This window comes from Legionella gresilensis (assembly GCF_900639865.1).
In the GTDB taxonomy this organism is placed as follows: Bacteria; Pseudomonadota; Gammaproteobacteria; order Legionellales; family Legionellaceae; genus Legionella_C; species Legionella_C gresilensis.
In genome coordinates this window covers 268,511-286,686 of the sequence record NZ_CAAAHX010000004.1, presented here as the reverse complement: position 1 = coordinate 286,686, position 18,176 = coordinate 268,511, and the positions used below count along the sequence as shown (strand labels likewise).

Genomic DNA, 18,176 nt, shown 5'->3' with positions numbered 1-18,176 from the left:
TAGGCGTAAATAGTAATTATTAACCATCCCTAAAATACGAGCATTATTTAACTGGGTTACTAAATATTCAACAACTTAGGCTAATTTATACCATTATGACGCAGTAGAGCATCAATTGTGGCAGGCCGACCTCTAAAACTTATAAAGGCATCTTTCGCTTTTTTTGACCCTCCCACTTCTAAAATTGAATGGAGAAAATCACGGCCTGTCTTAGCGTTAAATATGCCCTCTTCCTCAAAGCGTGCGAATGCATCACTTGAGAGAACCTCAGCCCATTTGTAACTATAATAACCAGCTGCATAACCACCAGCAAAAATATGAGAAAAACTATGCTGAAACCGATTATAGTCAACAATAGGGACAACCGTAATTTGCTCTCTAACTTGATTTAAAACCGTCTGTACAAATTGCTTTTGCTCCGTATTAAATTCCTGATGGATTCGAAAATCAAACAAAGAAAATTCTAATTGACGCATCATAGCCATTGCAGATTGAAAATTTTTAGCAGCGATCAGTTTTTGATATAAGCTCTCGGGCAAAGGTTCGCCTGTTTCAACATGGCCTGATAATAATTCAAGAGCGCTTTTCTCCCAGCACCAATTTTCGAAAAACTGACTGGGCAATTCAACAGCATCCCACTCAACCCCATGAATTCCTGATACGTCTAAATAGTCAACTTGAGTTAAAACATGGTGTAGACAATGGCCTAACTCATGAAATAAGGTAGAAAGCTCATCATGAGACAATGTCGCCATTTTATTTGCACTTGGTTTAGCAAAATTGCAGGTTAACGTTGCTATTGGCGGTTGAATACTTTTACCATTTACTCGACGTCTACTTTGTAATGAATCCATCCAAGCGCCACCACGTTTATTTTGCCTAGCAAATAAATCCATATAAATAAAACCGCGTTCGATATTATGCTCGTCAATTAAACGATAACAAGTGATATCTTGATGCCAAGTATCAACATTAGGTACTACTTCTAATCGAATGCCATAGAGTCGTTCAATAATTGTAAATAATCCTGTCATGACCTTATTCAATGGAAAATAAGGACGTAAATCTTCTTGAGATAAATCATAATATTTGTGACGCATTTTCTCAGATAAATACGCAATATCCCATGGTTCAACTTGCTCTAACTGATACTCAGTTTGGGCAAATTGTTTTAATTTTTCTATATCCTTTTTCGCTTGAGAATGAGCGCGCTCTGCTAAATCAAGAAGAAAATGGCTAACTTCATTGGTTGATGAAGCCATTTTAGTTGCTAAGGATAATTCGGCATAATTAGCAAAACCTAATAGTTGTGCTTTTTCATGGCGTAAAGAGAGTATCTCGTCAATAACAGTGCTGTTATCAAATTGACCAGCATAAGGGCCTTTATCAGAAGCTCGTGTAACATAAGCTTGATAAAACGTTTCCCGTAAGTTTCGATCGTCAGCATAAGTAATGATTGCTAAATAACTGGGAAATTCTAAATTTAAAACCCAACCCTCTAAGCCTTTTTCAACAGCTAACTCTTTAGCTGCTTGTAAAGCATGCGGCGGTAAACCTTTTAATCTATTCTCATCCGTAATATGAAGGCTGAAAGCTTGTGTTGCATCGAGAACATGATTTTCAAATTGATTTGATAATTCAGAAAGCCTTGTTTGAATAGCTTCAAAACGTACTTTATTTTCTTTAGATAATGCAACACCAGAAAGTTCGAAGTTTCTCAGACTATCAGCTACTATTTTCTGTTCAATAACATTTAAATCTTCTGCATCGATAGAGCAAATCGCTTTATATAAGGTTTCATTATGTCCTATAGCAGCCTCATAGGCAGATAATTTAGGCAGACACGCCTGATAACAATCACGTAGTGCTTTAGAATTAACAACAGCGTGTAAATGCGACATAGGAGACCAAAAGCGCTCAAGAGCATCTTCCATATCCTCAAGCGGCTGCATTAAATTATTCCATGTAAAGGACTGTTTTTGTTTAAGCAATTCCGTAATTTTTTGTAAATTTTTCTGTAATAAAGCATCAAGTTGCTCAACAAAAGCATCCGGCTTAAATTGACTAAATATAGGCAACGTAGTCTGTGACATAATTTTCTCGGCAAAAAGAAAAATTGTAGCATTAACTTAAGAATCACTCTACGCTTACATTTGATTCAATTCTAACGATGGATCTAATAGCTCTAAATCTACTTCACTAGATTTTTGTATGCCTTGCTTAGATGCAAAAAAACTATGCGCGGTTAAAGGTGACGGTAAATTTAATAGTTTCTCAACTTTTTCATTTGGTCTTTTCTTTTCAATATTTTGCCAAATCAAATAGCCCGCAACTGTTATCGATACTAAAAGTAAGGCGCTAATAAAAGGAACAATGGGTGAAGCAACAAAGATTGGTATTGTTATGGAAGCAGCAAGCAACAATGCAGTGGTATTACATACACCAAATAATAATCTTTTATATTCATAATTTAATTGAGTATCTAAATGTTGTTGAAACTCGTAAATTTCGATTAACTCCTGTTTATCCCCTTGCTCTTTGATACTATTTGCTAAATTATTATATTCTTCTTTCAAAGTATGTAAGCGTTTAATTTCAAGCATTGCCCTTATGCTTGCTAAAAGAACATCATAACCAAAAAGACCCACATTAACATATACACTAAATGGTGCTAAGAATGGTCCAATTAAGATAAAACAATTTAAGATGCCGCCAGTCATCCATGCAATATCATTACCAATTTCAGGCCATCGGCGCTGCAATTGAGCATGAAAACGGGTAGTCCAGCCTATTTTTTTCTCCTCTTCTCCCATCCAAAATCCAGGAATTAAGTGCTTGAACAATAAAAACAGGTTAGTCGATAAACGCGGAATAAAAAATAACCATCCTAAATAAGCCACTACAGGATTAGCATATTTATCTACTGTGGCAACAAAGAGGCAAAATTTCTCTAAATCTTTAGCTAGAGGTACGGCCGTATCTAATAAACGTTTGCTACGAATAGACAAAAGACGCGGCCAATTATATTGAGCAATTTTAGCTCGAATTTTCTGTGTAAAATTATGAGAGGGTTCTGTATTAAAAAGATTAGTTGATGGAAATTTAACGCCTGCCTCGATTAACAAATGTTTATATACCTCTTGTTCTTTTTGCAGGCGCATAACTTCGCGAGGTACTACAAGATAATTTTGATATAAATGAGCTAATAATTCAGCCATCATAAGCGCTGTTATAAGCTCTGTTCTTAATTGCTCACGATCATAGTTTTTACGCGTATAATTATGTACCAATTGCGTACAAAGCACATTATATTCAAGGTTAAGTAAGTTATGTTGCTTAATTAAAGGAAGAAAAAAATCACTTTTTTTATTTTTTAGTTGTTCACTGAATTGCCATAATTGCTTATCTTTCAAGGGTATTATTTGTATCGTCTTTTGCAGATGGCGCATTACAGCAGTCATATTTTATCCTAGAGTTGCTCTTATTTCGCTTCGATGCCAAATTGTTACTAATTTTGTTAATAAAATCAACAGCAGTTAATTATTTAATCAATTTCAATCATTTTTAATAAATAACTAAGGCTTTAATAGTTAAATAAAATTCAATCCAGGGCTTTTTACAATCAGTTCGACTATAATATTTACGGTTGTATTAACTTGCTGAATCACAACTTCTGAGCGACAATAGCCCTCTCAGTGATAAGCTAAGAAAATAAATGAGCTCTACAAACGAATTAGCAAACGCAATTCGCGTTTTAAGTATTGATGCTGTTGAACAAGCCCAATCAGGTCATCCCGGTATGCCTTTAGGCATGGCAGATATTGCTACTGTTCTGTGGCAAAAATTTCTAAAACACAGTCCCAGTAATCCTCATTGGTTTGACCGCGATCGATTTGTATTATCGAATGGTCATGGCTCAATGATTCTTTATTCTTTACTGCATTTAACTGGCTATAAATTATCTATTAATGATTTAAAACACTTCCGCCAACTTCACTCTAAAACACCTGGGCATCCTGAATATGCAGAGACACCTGGTGTTGAAACAACCACGGGCCCTCTTGCGCAAGGCTTAGCCAATGCAGTGGGTATGGCCATTGCTGAGAAAACCTTAGCTCATCAATTTAATTTACCTGATTTAGAAATTGTTAACCATTTTACTTATGTCTTTGTGGGTGATGGCTGTTTAATGGAAGGTTTATCACATGAAGTGTGCTCCCTCGCAGGAACTTTGAAATTAGGAAAGTTAATTGTCTTTTATGATGATAATGGCATCTCTATTGATGGTAAAGTTGATGCTTGGTTTACTGATGATACAGCTACTCGATTTAAAGCTTATCAATGGCATGTTATTGAAGAAGTTGATGGCCATAATCCAGAAGCAATTGAAGAAGCTATTCGACAAGCCCGTGCTGAAACAAATAAACCTAGTTTGATTATCTGTAAAACTATTATTGGTTTTGGGTCACCTGTTGCCGGTAGCGAAAAATGTCATGGTTCACCTCTTGGTAACACCAATATTGAGCAAGTAAGAGCAAAGTTAGGCTGGTCTCATGAACCATTTACTATCCCTGATTCTATTTATGATCAGTGGAATAAGGTTGAGCAAGGCAAACGACATGAAAATGCTTGGCTGCAATTGTGCCATCAATATCAACAGGAAAATAAAGCACAGTATCAGGAATTTTTACGACGTATTAATGGTGATTTACCGGATAACTGGCATGACTTAAGCAAAGAGTTTGTTAATGAGTGTCGTTCACAAACAAAAGCTATAGCAACCCGTAAAAGCTCTCAGGCTTGTATTGAGTATTATGCAAAAATATTGCCGGAAATGTTAGGTGGCTCTGCAGATTTAACTAGCTCAAACAATACAAATTGGTCAGGTAGTAAAGCACTGACAGCAAAAGATTGCTCGGGAAATTACATCTATTATGGTGTGCGAGAATTTGGTATGGCTGCAATTATGAATGGTTTAGCCTTACATGGTGGCTTTATTCCTTATGGTGGAACATTTTTAGTCTTTGCCGATTATGCCCGCAATGCTATTCGCTTAAGTGCCCTAATGAAACAGCGGGTTATTTATGTTTTTACTCATGACTCAATTGGCCTTGGCGAAGATGGTCCGACTCATCAACCAATTGAACATGCTGCTATGCTAAGAATGACTCCTAATATTCATGTTTGGCGGCCTGCTGACTCGACAGAAACGGCTGTCGCTTGGTATCAGGCTCTAACTCATCATACAGGGCCTTCTGCTTTATTATTATCACGGCAGAATTTACCTGCGCTAACTCATCAAGAGAATGCTTTAAAAGCTATTAGCCGAGGCGGATACACTATTCTCGATTGCGAACAGGAGCCAGATATTATTCTTATAGCAACTGGCTCTGAACTTCATCTAGCAATTACTGCAGCAAAACAATTAAATGAAGAGCAAGGCAAACAAATTCGTGTTGTTTCTATGCCATGCTGTGAACAGTTCATTGCTCAAGACGAAGCATATCAGGAATCTGTTTTACCTAACAAAATACGCAAACGGATTGCCATCGAAGCAGCTGCAACGAATTATTGGTATCGTTTTGTTGGCTTGGATGGCGCTGTAATTGGCTTAGATCGCTTTGGTGTATCTGCACCAGCCGACGAAGCTTACGCTTATTTAAACATTACAGTAGAACATCTAATTGATGTTATTAATAACTTTTAATTGATTCATAATGAATCTTTCATTTTGGAGAAAAGTATGGCGCTGAGAGTTGCAATTAATGGCTATGGGCGGATCGGTCGTTGTATTTTAAGAGCAATTTATGAATACAATCGACAAGATGAATTTGAAATTGTTGCTATAAATGATTTATCAAGCCTTGAAGCAAATGCTCATTTAACTCGTTATGACACTACACATGGCCGCTTTAGTCATGAAGTCGCTGTTAAAGAAGATAGCTTGGTTATTAATGATCATGCGATTCGTGTCTTCGCTGAACGCGATCCTAAAGCCTTACCTTGGAAAGATGTAGATGTAGATGTAGTTTTGGAATGTACGGGTTTATTTACCAACCGTGACAAGGCAATGCAGCACATTGAGGCAGGTGCAAAAAAAGTATTAATTTCAGCGCCTGCTAAAGATGTCGATGCAACGATTGTCTATGGTGTAAACCATCAGAGTTTACGTGCAAGTGACATTATTGTTTCTAATGCATCTTGTACTACAAACTGCCTAGCGCCTGTCGTTAAGGCCTTGCATGAAGCAGTAGGAATTGAACAGGGTTTAGTGAATACTGTACACGCTTACACGAATGATCAAATGTTACTTGATGGCAGTCATAGTGATTTAAGACGTGCACGAGCCGCCGCACATTCCATTATCCCTACTAAAACAGGGGCAGCTTCAGCTGTTGGACTTGTGCTACCTGAATTGAATGGTAAATTAGATGGCTTTGCAATGCGTGTACCAACATTAAATGTCTCTGTTATTGATTTAACATTTACTGCCTCACGTGAAACAAATGTATCAGAAATTAATGATATCATGCGTCGTGCTAAGAGTAATATTTTATATATTAATGAAGACCCTTTAGTTTCTTGTGATTTTAACCACTGCCCTGCATCTTCTATTTTTGATACCAACGAAACAAAAGTTTTAGGCAATTTAGTTAAAGTGGTTGCTTGGTATGATAATGAATGGGGTTTCTCTAATCGTATGCTCGATACTGCTAGTTGTATGATGAGTCGTTAAGGGATTTTAGTCATGAATTTGCTTAAAATGAGTGAATTAGATTTACGTGATAAGCGTGTTTTAATTCGCGAAGATTTAAATGTACCTATTAAAGATGGAATAATTACAAGCGATCAACGATTACAAGCAGCTATACCAACTTTACAACGCGCGCTTGAAGCTGGCGCTGCAGTAATTGTTTTATCGCATCTAGGCCGTCCCGAAGAAGGTAAATTTGAAAGGCGTTTTTCGCTTGAGCCTGTCGCTAATTACTTAGCTAGTCAATTAAATTATCCAGTGCACTTTGCAGCAAATTATTTAGAAGGTGTATCTGTTAAGTCAGGAGAAATAGTCATTTGTGAAAATGTACGGTTTAATCCTGGTGAAAAAAAGAATGATGAGCAATTAGCTAGAAAATTAGCCTCATTATGTGACATTTTTGTTATGGATGCATTTGGTACGGCTCATCGTGCCCAAGCTTCTACCTACGGCGTTGCCAAGTTTGCGCCAATTGCCGCTGCAGGCCCTTTACTAATACGTGAGTTAGAAGCAGTAGAAACGGTCATGAAAGCACCAGAAAAACCTATTGTTGCTATTGTAGGTGGTGCAAAGGTATCTTCTAAATTATCGTTGCTTAATCACTTAGTAAAAATGGTTGATTACCTTATACCCGGCGGTGGTATTGCCAATACCTTCTTAAGAGCGCGAGGTTTTGAAATAGGTTTATCACTTTGTGAAGATGACTTACTTGATGAGGCTCGAGCTATTTTAGAAACAGCTAGCCAACATAATTGTCAAGTGCTCTTGCCTTCTGATGTTGTAGTTGGTAAATCATTTAATGAAAACTGCCCAGCTTTCAATAAATCTCTTATGAGTGTTGCTAGTGACGACATGATTATGGATATCGGACCAGATACTGTGGGTAGATATTTAGATATTGTTGATAAGGCTAAAACGATTATTTGGAATGGCCCTGTAGGCGTTTTTGAATTCGCTCAATTTTCCTATGGAACTCGAGCGATAGCGATTGCTATCGCAGACAGTGATGCTTTTTCAATTGCTGGTGGCGGTGATACATTAGCAGCTATTGATCAATATAATTTAACCGAACAAATATCATATATTTCTACAGGCGGTGGCGCATTCCTTGAATGTTTAGAAGGAAAAACCTTGCCGGCTGTAGCTATCTTGGAAGAACGTGCACATGCTACATCGAAGAACTAAAATTGTTGCTACCCTTGGCCCTGCTTGCAGCTCACCAGAAACGTTAAAATCTATTTTAGCTGCTGGTGTTGATGTTTTACGAGTTAACTTCTCGCATGCAGATCAATCTGTACTTAAAACGATTGCAACAGCTCGGATGATTGCTCAAGAATTAAATCAGCCACTTGCGGTCATGGCTGATTTGCAAGGACCAAAATTACGAATTGGTAAATTTCAAGAAGGTCAAATTACTCTTACTCCTAATCAGGAATTTATTCTTGATTGTGCCACTAAAGAATTAGGGAATAGCACTTTTGTAGGTGTAACTTATGCAGCCTTATGTCAGGAAGTATCACCTGGCGATACGTTATTATTAAATGATGGCCTTATTGAATTAACTGTGACTAAAGTTGAAAAGTCACGTATTTTTTGTAGAGTTATTGAAGGAGGCATTTTAAAAAATAACAAAGGATTGAATCGGAAAGGTGGAGGGTTAGCTGCACGTGCCTTAACTGAAAAAGATAAGGATGATATGCGTACAGCCGTTGAAATTTCGGTTGATTACTTAACGCTGTCCTTTGTACAAGATGGCCAAGATATTGTAGAGGCCCGTCAGCTGTTAGCTAACTTAAATGCACCTGATATACCTATTATTGCAAAAATAGAGCGAACAGAAGCGCTAGAGAATTTAGCAGAAATTATTAATGTTGCTGATGCTGTAATGGTAGCTCGTGGTGATTTAGGTGTTGAAATAGGTGAGGCAGAAGTTCCTGCTATTCAAAAGAAAATTATTGAGCAAGCAAGGCGCTTGGATAAAGTTGTTATTACGGCGACACAAATGATGGAATCAATGATTTATCAACCACAGCCAACTCGAGCGGAAGTATCTGATGTAGCGAATGCTATTCTTGATGGTACTGATGCTGTTATGTTGTCTGCGGAAACTGCAACAGGACAATATCCTGTTAAAGTTATTGAGATGGTTAATAAAATTTGTTTAAGTGCTGAAAAACATGCTTCTTTCTTATATAACAGGCCTGAGAAAGATACCTGCCATTATGATCGTGCTGATCAAGCTATTGCGATGGCAACCATGTATACAGCCAATCACTTTCCTATTAAAGCAATTGTTGCATTAACTGAATCAGGTGCAAGTGCAATTTGGATGTCGCGACATCAAAGTAAAGTACCTATTTATGCAATTAGTGCAAACCCTAGAACAGTTAATAAGCTCAGTTTAGTAAATAATATTTTTCCTATTTTATATGATTTTCATCCTTTACAAGTAGAGCTTATAAAAAAGGCCATCATTAACCATTTAACTAGCTTAAAGTTATTGGAGGTTGATTCTTTAGTTTTATTAACTCGTGGTCAAATTATAGGTGAACCTGGCGGAACAAATTGCATGGAAATCATTAAGGTTATTGCAGAATAAACATAATTTAGCTATTGAATCCAGCTTCTGAAAAATATCGTAATAGATCAGGTAACAGCGGCAACTTAAGGATTTTGTCATTTTCGCGAAGGCGGAAATCTATCCTTACACTTACACTGTGCCTACATAGAAATGGATTACCAACTACGCGGGAAAGGCAGAGTTGTTCTTAAGTTGCCGCCATTAGGTGATCTGTTACAAATTATCAAGTTAAACGCAAACGCTTCCTTAGTTGAAAGCATGTTTAATTCAGCATTAAATACACATTCTGTTGCTATTTATAGCATGATGTTTAAAATACCTCTTCTTCAAAATTTTATAAATTTATAAATAAGAGGTATATAACTGACATGAAATTAATACTTAACAGCATAGAATATGAAGTTAATGATGCTTATAGTTTAATAGAGTTAATAAATAGCTCACCTCAAGATTTATACCAAGAAATTATTATCAAATTACTTGAATCGACTCATTTTAATAGCCTTATCCAAGATAATGACCAACTTATTGCCTTATTAAGATCGCCTCTAACTGATAATGAAATCTCTAAAATAATGAGTTTTATTACCACCAATAAACAAGAATTTAAAAGATTAATTCCTACTACTTATGAATTCAAACAAACACTCCTAACTATTAATACTGAAGATGCCGAAATTTTAATTCAATCTATTTTAGAGGATGAAAATGAGTTTGATAGACTGATTAAAGATGAATATAGATTAAATATATGGATAGATTTTCTTGATGAAGAATTTCCTAATTACATTGAAGATTTTTTTGAAAAAATATTAAATTTTAATATTGAAAAATTTAATAAGCTTATTGGTGATAAAGAAAACATTATCGAATTTTCAGAAAGATATCCTCATCTTCGAGATAAATTAATTAATAAAGCGTTTTCTTGTGATACAACAACTACTGAGGGTTTGGTTAAGTTCGCCGAAACTGTTAAAAACTATAAGCTGCCAAAAAATTCGGTAAAAAACAAAATACTACAATCTATCCCAAATAAATTATTAGATAATTTTTTTAATAGGAAAGATGATATTAGTTTTATTGAATTCCTTAAAATTACCAAAGATTTATTAACTGATAAACTTACTAATAATTTTTTTCAATTATTTATTACATCTGATAATGAACTATTGCGATTAAGAATTCACGATTTAGAAGGTTTAATAACCATTTTAGCGGCTTTACCTGTTGATTTAGCGGCTCAATTATTTAATCGTATTCTAAATGATAATAAACTTTTTACTTATTTTATTAAAGATAATGAAACATTAAGTCGCCTATGGTTTGGTTCTGTAATGCAACAAGGCACCGTAGATAAAGCATTAATTCCTGGTTGGGCTAGAGAATACATGTTTGATAATAATTCTTCTTTATATAAACAATTAGAATTTGATATTGAATTAAAATATAAAAGAGATGAAGGACTTAGCCCAGAATACCTTTTTACTTTGCAAACTAAGTTACATCACAAGAGTAAAATTAGGGTAGGCAATACTATATACCAGGTACTAAGTACGGAAAGAGGAATTTTTATCGATAGTATTCACAATAAAGATCAAAAGAAACTACTAAATATATTAGAAAATGCATTAACCAATAGCGCCTTACTAGAACGACTTTTTAAATCTACAAAGTATAATGGTGAGCCATTTTCCTTAAAAGATTTATTTGAACTAATACCCAATGATCTAGCCTATAAATTAATACAAGCTATCATAAAAAATGATAGGCTTGATCAAGCTGTTGATCTTATGAGTATTAGTCAACTTTCTTCAGTAAAAAGTTTAAATAGTTTATTAAACCAAAATAATAAGACTGATTTTAATGAAATTGAAAATGAAATAACGAATAAAATTAAAAATAATACTATTAATTATTCTTCATTAAATTTATTTTTGCATTTATTAAATGAAAAAAACAAAAAAATTTTAGACACATCACCAATTAAGGCTAATTTAGAAAATCTAATTGATTTTGTAAAAAAAAGTAGAGTACCCTCACTTAGACGCATTACTTCTTTCTTCTTGCAACAATCAGAAGTAACAATTAAAAGCAAAACCCATGATGAAATAGCTGAAAAGAAAGAAATAATTCAACAAGCGCTAAGCAAGAATATGAGTTTAAAATATGAAGAAATTGTTACAGACATTAACAATAATAATAATACGCTAAACGCTGAGCAGATAGAGAAAAAAAACAAACTTGCTCTGGAAAAAATGCTGCAACGAGCTAAGACAGATCCCGATTTGTTAATTTCAATGTTTAAGCAGCCAAGATATGTTTCTCAATTTAACGGTGCAGAGTTATGTGCACTTGCCTTATCTAATGTAAAAGTTGCTAACGGTTTATTAGAACAATTAAGCGATAAATTTGAAACCAGAGAAATTAGTTTTCAAGATATTAAGACTATTATTAAAGCTTTTCCTGAGATAACTTCTTCGCTGCTTCAACGTCTACAGTTAGGCTCACTGCATCTTTTAATCATTGCAGATATTCATCCAGAAGCAGCCAATGCTATTTTAAAAACCCCTAAGCAATTAAGCATTTTGGCAAAACGTCCAGGGGTTAGTAGCGCTATAGTTATTTTAGCTAAAAAACATCTTGAAACGGCTAAATTTGTTTTGAATCAACCCCTATTAAGTAACTCACTTACCGATGACAATGTGGTTGAAATCGCTACAAATAACCCGGATATTGTAGATGATATTCTAAGAAATGAAAAAATTATGAATAAAATGAGTGAAGAAGCACAGGAATTACTAGGTACAGTATACTCGCTCCAACAACCAGCAAGCTTAAAAATTTCGTGATATTAAAATTATCATAAGATAAATTTTTATTTTAGTTGCTGATTTGTTTCTATTTAAAATAAAATTTATGAGTTTCCTTTATATATGATCATTTTTTGCAAGACCATCCTATATAAAGGAAACAATTTCGATTTAATTATTGCATTTAAATATTTTTTCTTTAGATTATCGTTTATGTTAGCGCTAATAAACCAAAACTTACCGGATAACCTAAGTAGCATATATTAAATATTTATTAAGCTTCTTATTCACTCTTACGAGCTATGCCTAATTTTTCTTTTAGACGAGCTACAGCGCTAGGATCATAGTGACGCAAAGGTTTGCGCTTTATCGTTACTGTAGGCTTGGAAAGGGTATTTGTATTATCGGCTGTACTAAAAAGAGGGGGCTTTTCAATATAATGAGAGTCAGAAGAGCAATAGCTAGATAGGTTAAATGTACTTGCTTGATGATTAGAGTTAGATTGGTGTAATGAATTATTGCCTATTGGCTTAACTATCACTGTACTGCGAGTATTTCGTATATTTTTTTCGATCCGCTTTTTAATTTTTAATGCTGCACGTTCAGCTTCTTCTGTCGTAACAGGTTCAACTGGATTGCCGTCTAAATCAATACGCATTTCTTTCGCTTTTAAGCAAATTAAGTAATCTAATCGACGTGTAAATAAGACGACAGCTTCACGAATCTTACTACGAGAAATTCCTAACGAATGTGCTTTATCTGCATGTTGCAAAATATCGCTCATAATACCTGCTTTTAAAGGGCGAATACGCACTGTACTATCAAAAGCTTGCGGAAAAGTGGCCGCCAACCATGTTAAAGCATCACTTTTAGCTTTTTTCGATTGATTTTTTTGTGCTTTATTAATTACAGCAGTGTAAGGATGAAGTTCGTACCTTCTCATGCTTGATACCTTAATTGAAAAACTTAAGTACAATGTTTGAAAATATTGCGCGATGTTAAGCGAAACCAGCTCATAATGCAAAAATTTCTTCTTAATTAAAGCAGGCAAAGTTATATTCGCCCATTAATGCCTGGTAAAGGTACATTACTTGTTGCTCCAATGCAATGCCTAAGCTCAAGCAGGCGTTAGTAAGCTTTGGTTTTTAAGTAAAGAAATAATATACTTTAAGTAAAACTTAGTAATTAACGTATGTTTGAGATAGGAGAGTTGAAGGCTCTTTAGTTCGTAAAACATTTTCCTATGCATGCGTAGGATTCATAAGCGATCCAGATTAAAAAGTATTACTAATTAGCGAGATTGTGTATAGTAAATTAAATTAATTAAGTAGGTACCTAAAAATGTTAAAGAGAATGTTTTGGGCCTTTCTTTCTTTTGCTTTTCCTTGGTTAGTATTATTAATTTATGATAATCCAGGTGGAGCAATTGTAGCATTGTTTATGCAAGCCACTCTAATTGGTTGGCCTCCTGCAACAATATGGGCTATGCGTACAGTAAAAGAAAATCAGAATTTAAACAAAAAGAAGTTTAGCAAAGAATAATTATTATTAAGTGGCTTATATTGCAATTTAGGAGCTAAATTATGGTGATTGGTGTTATCGTTAATGGCGCACGTGGTAAGATGGGATCGCTTGCTTGTGAAACAATAACTAATCACCCTGAGTTTAAATTAGTTGGTGCCCTATCCCGGCAGGATAATTTAAGTACCGCTATTATTGATACAAAAGCACAAATCGTTATTGATTTAACCCGAGCTGATTGTGTGTATGCCAATTGTTTAACCATTATTGATAGTGGTGCCCATCCTGTGATTGGTACTTCAGGTTTAAAACAAGATCAAATTCAGCATTTAGAATCACTATGCGAGAACAAAAAATTAGGTGGCATTATTGCGCCTAATTTTTCCATTAGCGCTGTTTTAATGATGCAATTTGCAGCACTTGCAGCGCGTTATCTTTCTGAAGTAGAAATTATTGAAGCTCATCACCCCCAAAAATTTGATTCTCCTTCAGGGACGGCTATAAAAACGGCAGAAATGATCGCTGCTACACGAAGTGCATCCGAGATAGAAGATCGAAGTCATGAATTAATTCCAGGCGCTCGTGGTGGTAAATATCAGGGAATTCCCATACATTCGGTACGCTTACCCGGTATTATGGCAAGACAACAAGTCATATTTGGTAATCCAGGTGAAACATTATCTATTATGCATGATAGCATTGATAGAGCTTCCTTTATGCCAGGCATTGTTCTCTGCTGTCAAAAAGTAACACAATTGCAGGCGCTCTACTATGGTTTAGAACACCTCTTAGTGTAAATGATTTGTCTTACACCTTTTCACCAAGATATAGACAAACTAGCTTCTTGAACTATTAATTCTTAGCTCATAGCTCGTTTGAGTTAAGATAAACTTAATATGAATCTATTATTCTTCACATGATAGACCCATCGCCTCTAAACCTCGTTCTATGTCATCTGGCATAGTTGGCCTAGAAAGTAGATATTCACCTGTATGCTCGGTCCAGCGCTCTACTGCAAAAGCTAGTGCTTCATCCCATTCTTCAGGCACATAATCACCTCTACCTAAATACATTAATGCTACAAGGGTTGCTTGCTGATCAGGTCTTAAATTATTAATTGCACCAACAACCTCTTGATAGACCATATCGTCAGCATAATCAGCTAAAACATACGATGCATCCATATCATCTGTCATCTCAGGAAAACTTACCTCTTCTTTTGCTTGAAATTGTCGTGCTTTAATAATTACATCGCAAATAATACCTGTATTAACATTTAACATTTTTCCTCCCTATAGATTTATAACTCTTCTTGTAAGATTCTCTAATTTGATAAGACTTGGCTTGTCTCTTTTATATTATCTTCAAAGGATTTAGCTTTAGTTTCTAGCAATTGCTGTAAAATCAAATTAACTTGGGCTTCAGGATCAGTTGATGCATATAAATTCCTTATACAAGTATAAAATGCTTCTGTTCCACTCAATCTTGTTTCAGATTTGTCTGGCCTCTCTGAAACAATATAGTAAATATCAGCAAGCATACGCGTCTTAATTTCTAAAGATGAACTTTGCGTAATTGTGTCATCAAATAATTTTTGAATCTGAGTTATACCTTTTGGTGAAGTAGCAAACAGGCGATAATTTAGCTGTTTTTGCCAATATCCTTTTTCACCTATTAACAACTTTATAGTTTCTAATAGTGTTTCTATGCTAGATTCAGATAGTTGCATTGCAGCCACAACACAACGAGCATACTTCCGTTTTGTATAAGATGCAATTCCAGCAATTCGTCTAACTTCATTATTAGTAGCTAGAGTATCATCTATAGTTAACGACTGTTTTCCTGCTCTTAGCTTAATGGCTTCTACTATATCTTTAGGTAAATAATTTGCAGGAGTTTTAATTCCTTGGGCACCATCAGCATTTCGGCCTGCATGAACATGCGCATGCCAGGTAATATATAAATCCACAAATATACTTTCAAAATGCCCTCTTGCTTCTTTATTATCAAAAAAGCTTGGCCAAGTACCATAAATTTCACGATAAATTAGCATGGCATCCGTATGAATTATTTCTAATGCTTTTCTATCTTTTCCACTTACGCAGGAACCATAACTAAGCCCTTCTATAAGTATAATAATTAAATTCTCAACTGAACTTAACCATAGTTCCCTACAACGGTAATCAAAGATTGTTGCTGTACCATAGCCTGAATTAAGCACTTTATTGTACTCACAACAAATCTGTGCTAAATCAGTTAACCGTTTAGCTAAGTTAAATGCTAAAGAGTTAGAACCTTTTAAAGAGATCAAGTAATCTAAGCTTTTAATTACGTTGTCTTTATTAAATTCTTTATCCGGCCATAAACTAGAACAAAAAGATACAGGTATTTTATTTTCACTAAAAACCTGCTTAATAAAACGTTCATAAGCAGAAGTACCAATGTCTTCTATAAGCTTAGGATTTTCTATAAATTGTCTAATTTGCTTAAATATCTTTGGATAGGTATAAGATAATTCAATAAGACAAGCAATATGAGTTGCAAAATTATCATCAATTTTTAAATCTTTAGATTGCTCAGTAATATTCCGCAATTCTTCTTGCACGCTATTTAATAGTTCTAAGCAATCTTGATCATAAGAACTTGTATAAATTAAGTATTTAGCTATATTAAATGGATGATTACTTGTATAAATTTTAATTTCTTTGTGTTCAGAGCGTAGGCGCTCTATAGCATGTCGTCTATGTTTGTCTAAAATTGGATCCGGTAATATTTGACTAGGTAAAGAAATCGGGCTAATTAAAGTCTGAATAAATAATGCACGACTTTTACCTAAATAATGACAAATTTGCGCTACATTGCGATTACTATGCTCTTGACCTAGGATAGCAGGTTCATCTTCTAAATCTCTTGAGCTTAAGTGACTAGAACGCAGCCTTGCCTGACCTAATTCTTTTACTTGTCCATTTGGATATAACAAAAATAATTGATGTTTACCAAAGTTTGCTAATAAAGGCAAAGACCGTAAGCGGCTAGGTAAGTAAGAAACCACGTCAGCTATATTATTAGTTTCAGAGAGAACTCTTTTCAAGAATAATTGTTCATAGGCAGGCAGCCTTAGAAACCAATAAGGAACCTCACTAACCTCTTTATTGACTGGAATATTATCTAATGATTTACCTATCTCGGTTAAGTGATATTCAACACAATTTAATCCATTTTTAGAAACCTGCGCAGCTAACTCTCTAAATATTTTTTGATGACCTAAACTTAAGTGAGAAAACCAGGAAGGTTTTGGTAACTTGTCCTCTGAAATAATTTCTAAATCTTTAAGTAAATTCGCTTGCTCCGTATGATCTTTTACATACTTCCAAAGCGTTTCTAATATACCTAAGTTATTTCTTAGATTTTCTTTATTGAGTGGTTGGCTTTCATTTACATGTACAAAAATTTGTTGAATAGGAGAAAGTTGTCTAAACCAATCGGGAGTCACCCATAAGTTACTATTTTTGATCGCTTTTAATTCATTAAGTGTTTCTTCCGTGTAAGGCGGTAGTGATTCATCCCATTGTAAAATTAGCTTGGGTTCATTAAAGGTTGTTTCTATACTCAATGTAGCTAAATTTGGACGCCCCTCTTTCATAATAAGATATTGCTCTGCTCTATTTAGCATCTCAATAGCAATCTCTTTAGCTTGAGCTTCTTCTAGAGAAGTAAAGTCATCCCAATAATCTAGTAATCCATTAACAAGCAAAGCTGTGAACCGAGCCAACGTATCCTGATATTCAGAAAGCACTTTACAAGGAGAGAGATTACAAGACCTTAAGCACCAAGAAATATAATCTTTTAATTCTTTTTCATTCCCTTTGGGTGGTATTGCTTTGACAATAAATTGAAAGGCCTGATGTAATATCTGAATGCGCTTTGTATAAATATTTTCTAAATTTGGAGTGTTAGAATAAGTTTCTAGTGTTAAATCTTGGCCTAGAATACTCTTTAGATTAGCCATTATCGTAGAAGTGAGTTCAATTCCTTCGGCAACACGTAATATTGTTTTTCCCATAGCTAAGTTTCCTTGCTCGCGTTGGTGATTTATTATTGAATAAATCCTTATACTTCACAATTTATTGTCAATAATTTATAACAAGACCTTCAAAGTTTATCGTGCTAAACTAAATTTCTCCAATTAATGAACGGATAGTTAACGGATGATAATATCGAAAACACGTGATTATACAGGCTTTTCGGAAGAAAGCCTTAATGAAGCAATTCTAAATGCGCTTGAAAAAGCTCAAGAACATAGTCATGTTGAAGTCATTGAATCACGCAGCTCTTTATTTACTGATAACATACGACATTATTATGTCACGTTGGCTACATTTTGTGATTAATAAATAGAAGGCTGCTTCTTTCAAAACTACTTGTTGAGGCTTAGATGACTTAAATTCGTAGCCAAAGCTTAAGCTGTCTTGCTAACAATAAACATTTTTGAAAGACGTTTACCTAAAAA

The 18,176-nt window shown here is 34.7% G+C and carries 13 protein-coding genes; 8 read left to right on the top strand and 5 right to left on the bottom strand.

Annotation, left to right across the window (positions count from 1 at the left end; translation table 11 throughout):
• Window positions 1-80: 80 nt before the first annotated feature.
• Complete coding sequence (locus tag E1P04_RS06650; protein ID WP_131782131.1) at window positions 81-2,093, bottom strand: M3 family metallopeptidase; 2,013 nt, start codon at window positions 2,091-2,093, stop codon at window positions 81-83.
• Window positions 2,094-2,147: 54 nt separating this feature from the next.
• Window positions 2,148-3,461 (bottom strand): hypothetical protein, encoded by a 1,314-nt coding sequence (locus tag E1P04_RS06645; protein ID WP_131782130.1) that lies wholly within the window; start codon window positions 3,459-3,461, stop codon window positions 2,148-2,150.
• 254 nt (window positions 3,462-3,715) lie between these two features.
• Here E1P04_RS06645 and tkt point away from each other — a divergent pair, with 254 nt between their 5' ends.
• The 5 genes from tkt to E1P04_RS06615 all read left to right on the top strand — a co-directional run bounded on the left by tkt (window position 3,716) and on the right by E1P04_RS06615 (window position 12,184).
• Window positions 3,716-5,707, top strand: coding sequence for a transketolase (tkt, locus tag E1P04_RS06640; RefSeq protein ID WP_131782129.1), 1,992 nt, complete (start codon window positions 3,716-3,718; stop codon window positions 5,705-5,707).
• 36 nt (window positions 5,708-5,743) lie between these two features.
• On the top strand, window positions 5,744-6,736 hold the full coding sequence (gap, locus tag E1P04_RS06635; RefSeq protein ID WP_131782128.1) for a type I glyceraldehyde-3-phosphate dehydrogenase: 993 nt from the start codon (window positions 5,744-5,746) through the stop codon (window positions 6,734-6,736).
• Window positions 6,737-6,748: 12 nt separating this feature from the next.
• A complete protein-coding gene (locus E1P04_RS06630; protein ID WP_131782127.1) occupies window positions 6,749-7,939 on the top strand; it encodes a phosphoglycerate kinase in 1,191 nt (396 codons plus the stop codon).
• A complete protein-coding gene (gene pyk / locus E1P04_RS06625) occupies window positions 7,920-9,353 on the top strand; it encodes a pyruvate kinase (RefSeq protein WP_131782126.1) in 1,434 nt (477 codons plus the stop codon). Before E1P04_RS06630 ends, pyk begins: the two co-directional genes overlap by 20 nt.
• 350 nt (window positions 9,354-9,703) lie before the next feature.
• Window positions 9,704-12,184, top strand: a complete 2,481-nt coding sequence (locus E1P04_RS06615) for a hypothetical protein (protein WP_131782124.1) — start codon at window positions 9,704-9,706, stop codon at window positions 12,182-12,184.
• Between the two features lie 244 nt (window positions 12,185-12,428).
• On the opposite strand, the gene E1P04_RS06610 is transcribed toward E1P04_RS06615, so the two are convergent.
• Window positions 12,429-13,088 carry a ProQ/FinO family protein gene (locus tag E1P04_RS06610; protein ID WP_131782123.1) on the bottom strand — a complete coding sequence of 220 codons (660 nt, stop codon included), beginning with the start codon at window positions 13,086-13,088 and terminating at the stop codon, window positions 12,429-12,431.
• Between the two features lie 398 nt (window positions 13,089-13,486).
• Between E1P04_RS06610 and E1P04_RS06605 the strand changes: the two genes are divergently transcribed.
• Complete coding sequence (locus E1P04_RS06605) at window positions 13,487-13,687, top strand: hypothetical protein (protein ID WP_165482692.1); 201 nt, start codon at window positions 13,487-13,489, stop codon at window positions 13,685-13,687.
• 41 nt (window positions 13,688-13,728) lie between these two features.
• Window positions 13,729-14,463, top strand: coding sequence for a 4-hydroxy-tetrahydrodipicolinate reductase (gene dapB, locus E1P04_RS06600; RefSeq protein WP_131782122.1), 735 nt, complete (start codon window positions 13,729-13,731; stop codon window positions 14,461-14,463).
• A gap of 108 nt (window positions 14,464-14,571) precedes the next feature.
• Here dapB and E1P04_RS06595 read toward each other — a convergent pair whose 3' ends face one another.
• Window positions 14,572-14,949 carry a DUF3775 domain-containing protein gene (locus E1P04_RS06595; RefSeq protein ID WP_131782121.1) on the bottom strand — a complete coding sequence of 126 codons (378 nt, stop codon included), beginning with the start codon at window positions 14,947-14,949 and terminating at the stop codon, window positions 14,572-14,574.
• 41 nt (window positions 14,950-14,990) lie between these two features.
• The gene (gene sidP, locus E1P04_RS06590) at window positions 14,991-17,729 is read right to left on the bottom strand and encodes a Dot/Icm T4SS effector PI-3-phosphatase SidP (RefSeq protein ID WP_131782120.1); all 2,739 of its coding nucleotides are present in this window, start codon (window positions 17,727-17,729) and stop codon (window positions 14,991-14,993) included.
• A 145-nt stretch (window positions 17,730-17,874) separates the two neighbouring features.
• On the opposite strand from sidP, the gene E1P04_RS06585 reads away from it, so the two are divergent.
• On the top strand, window positions 17,875-18,057 hold the full coding sequence (locus E1P04_RS06585; RefSeq protein WP_115329660.1) for a dodecin domain-containing protein: 183 nt from the start codon (window positions 17,875-17,877) through the stop codon (window positions 18,055-18,057).
• Window positions 18,058-18,176 lie beyond the last annotated feature (119 nt).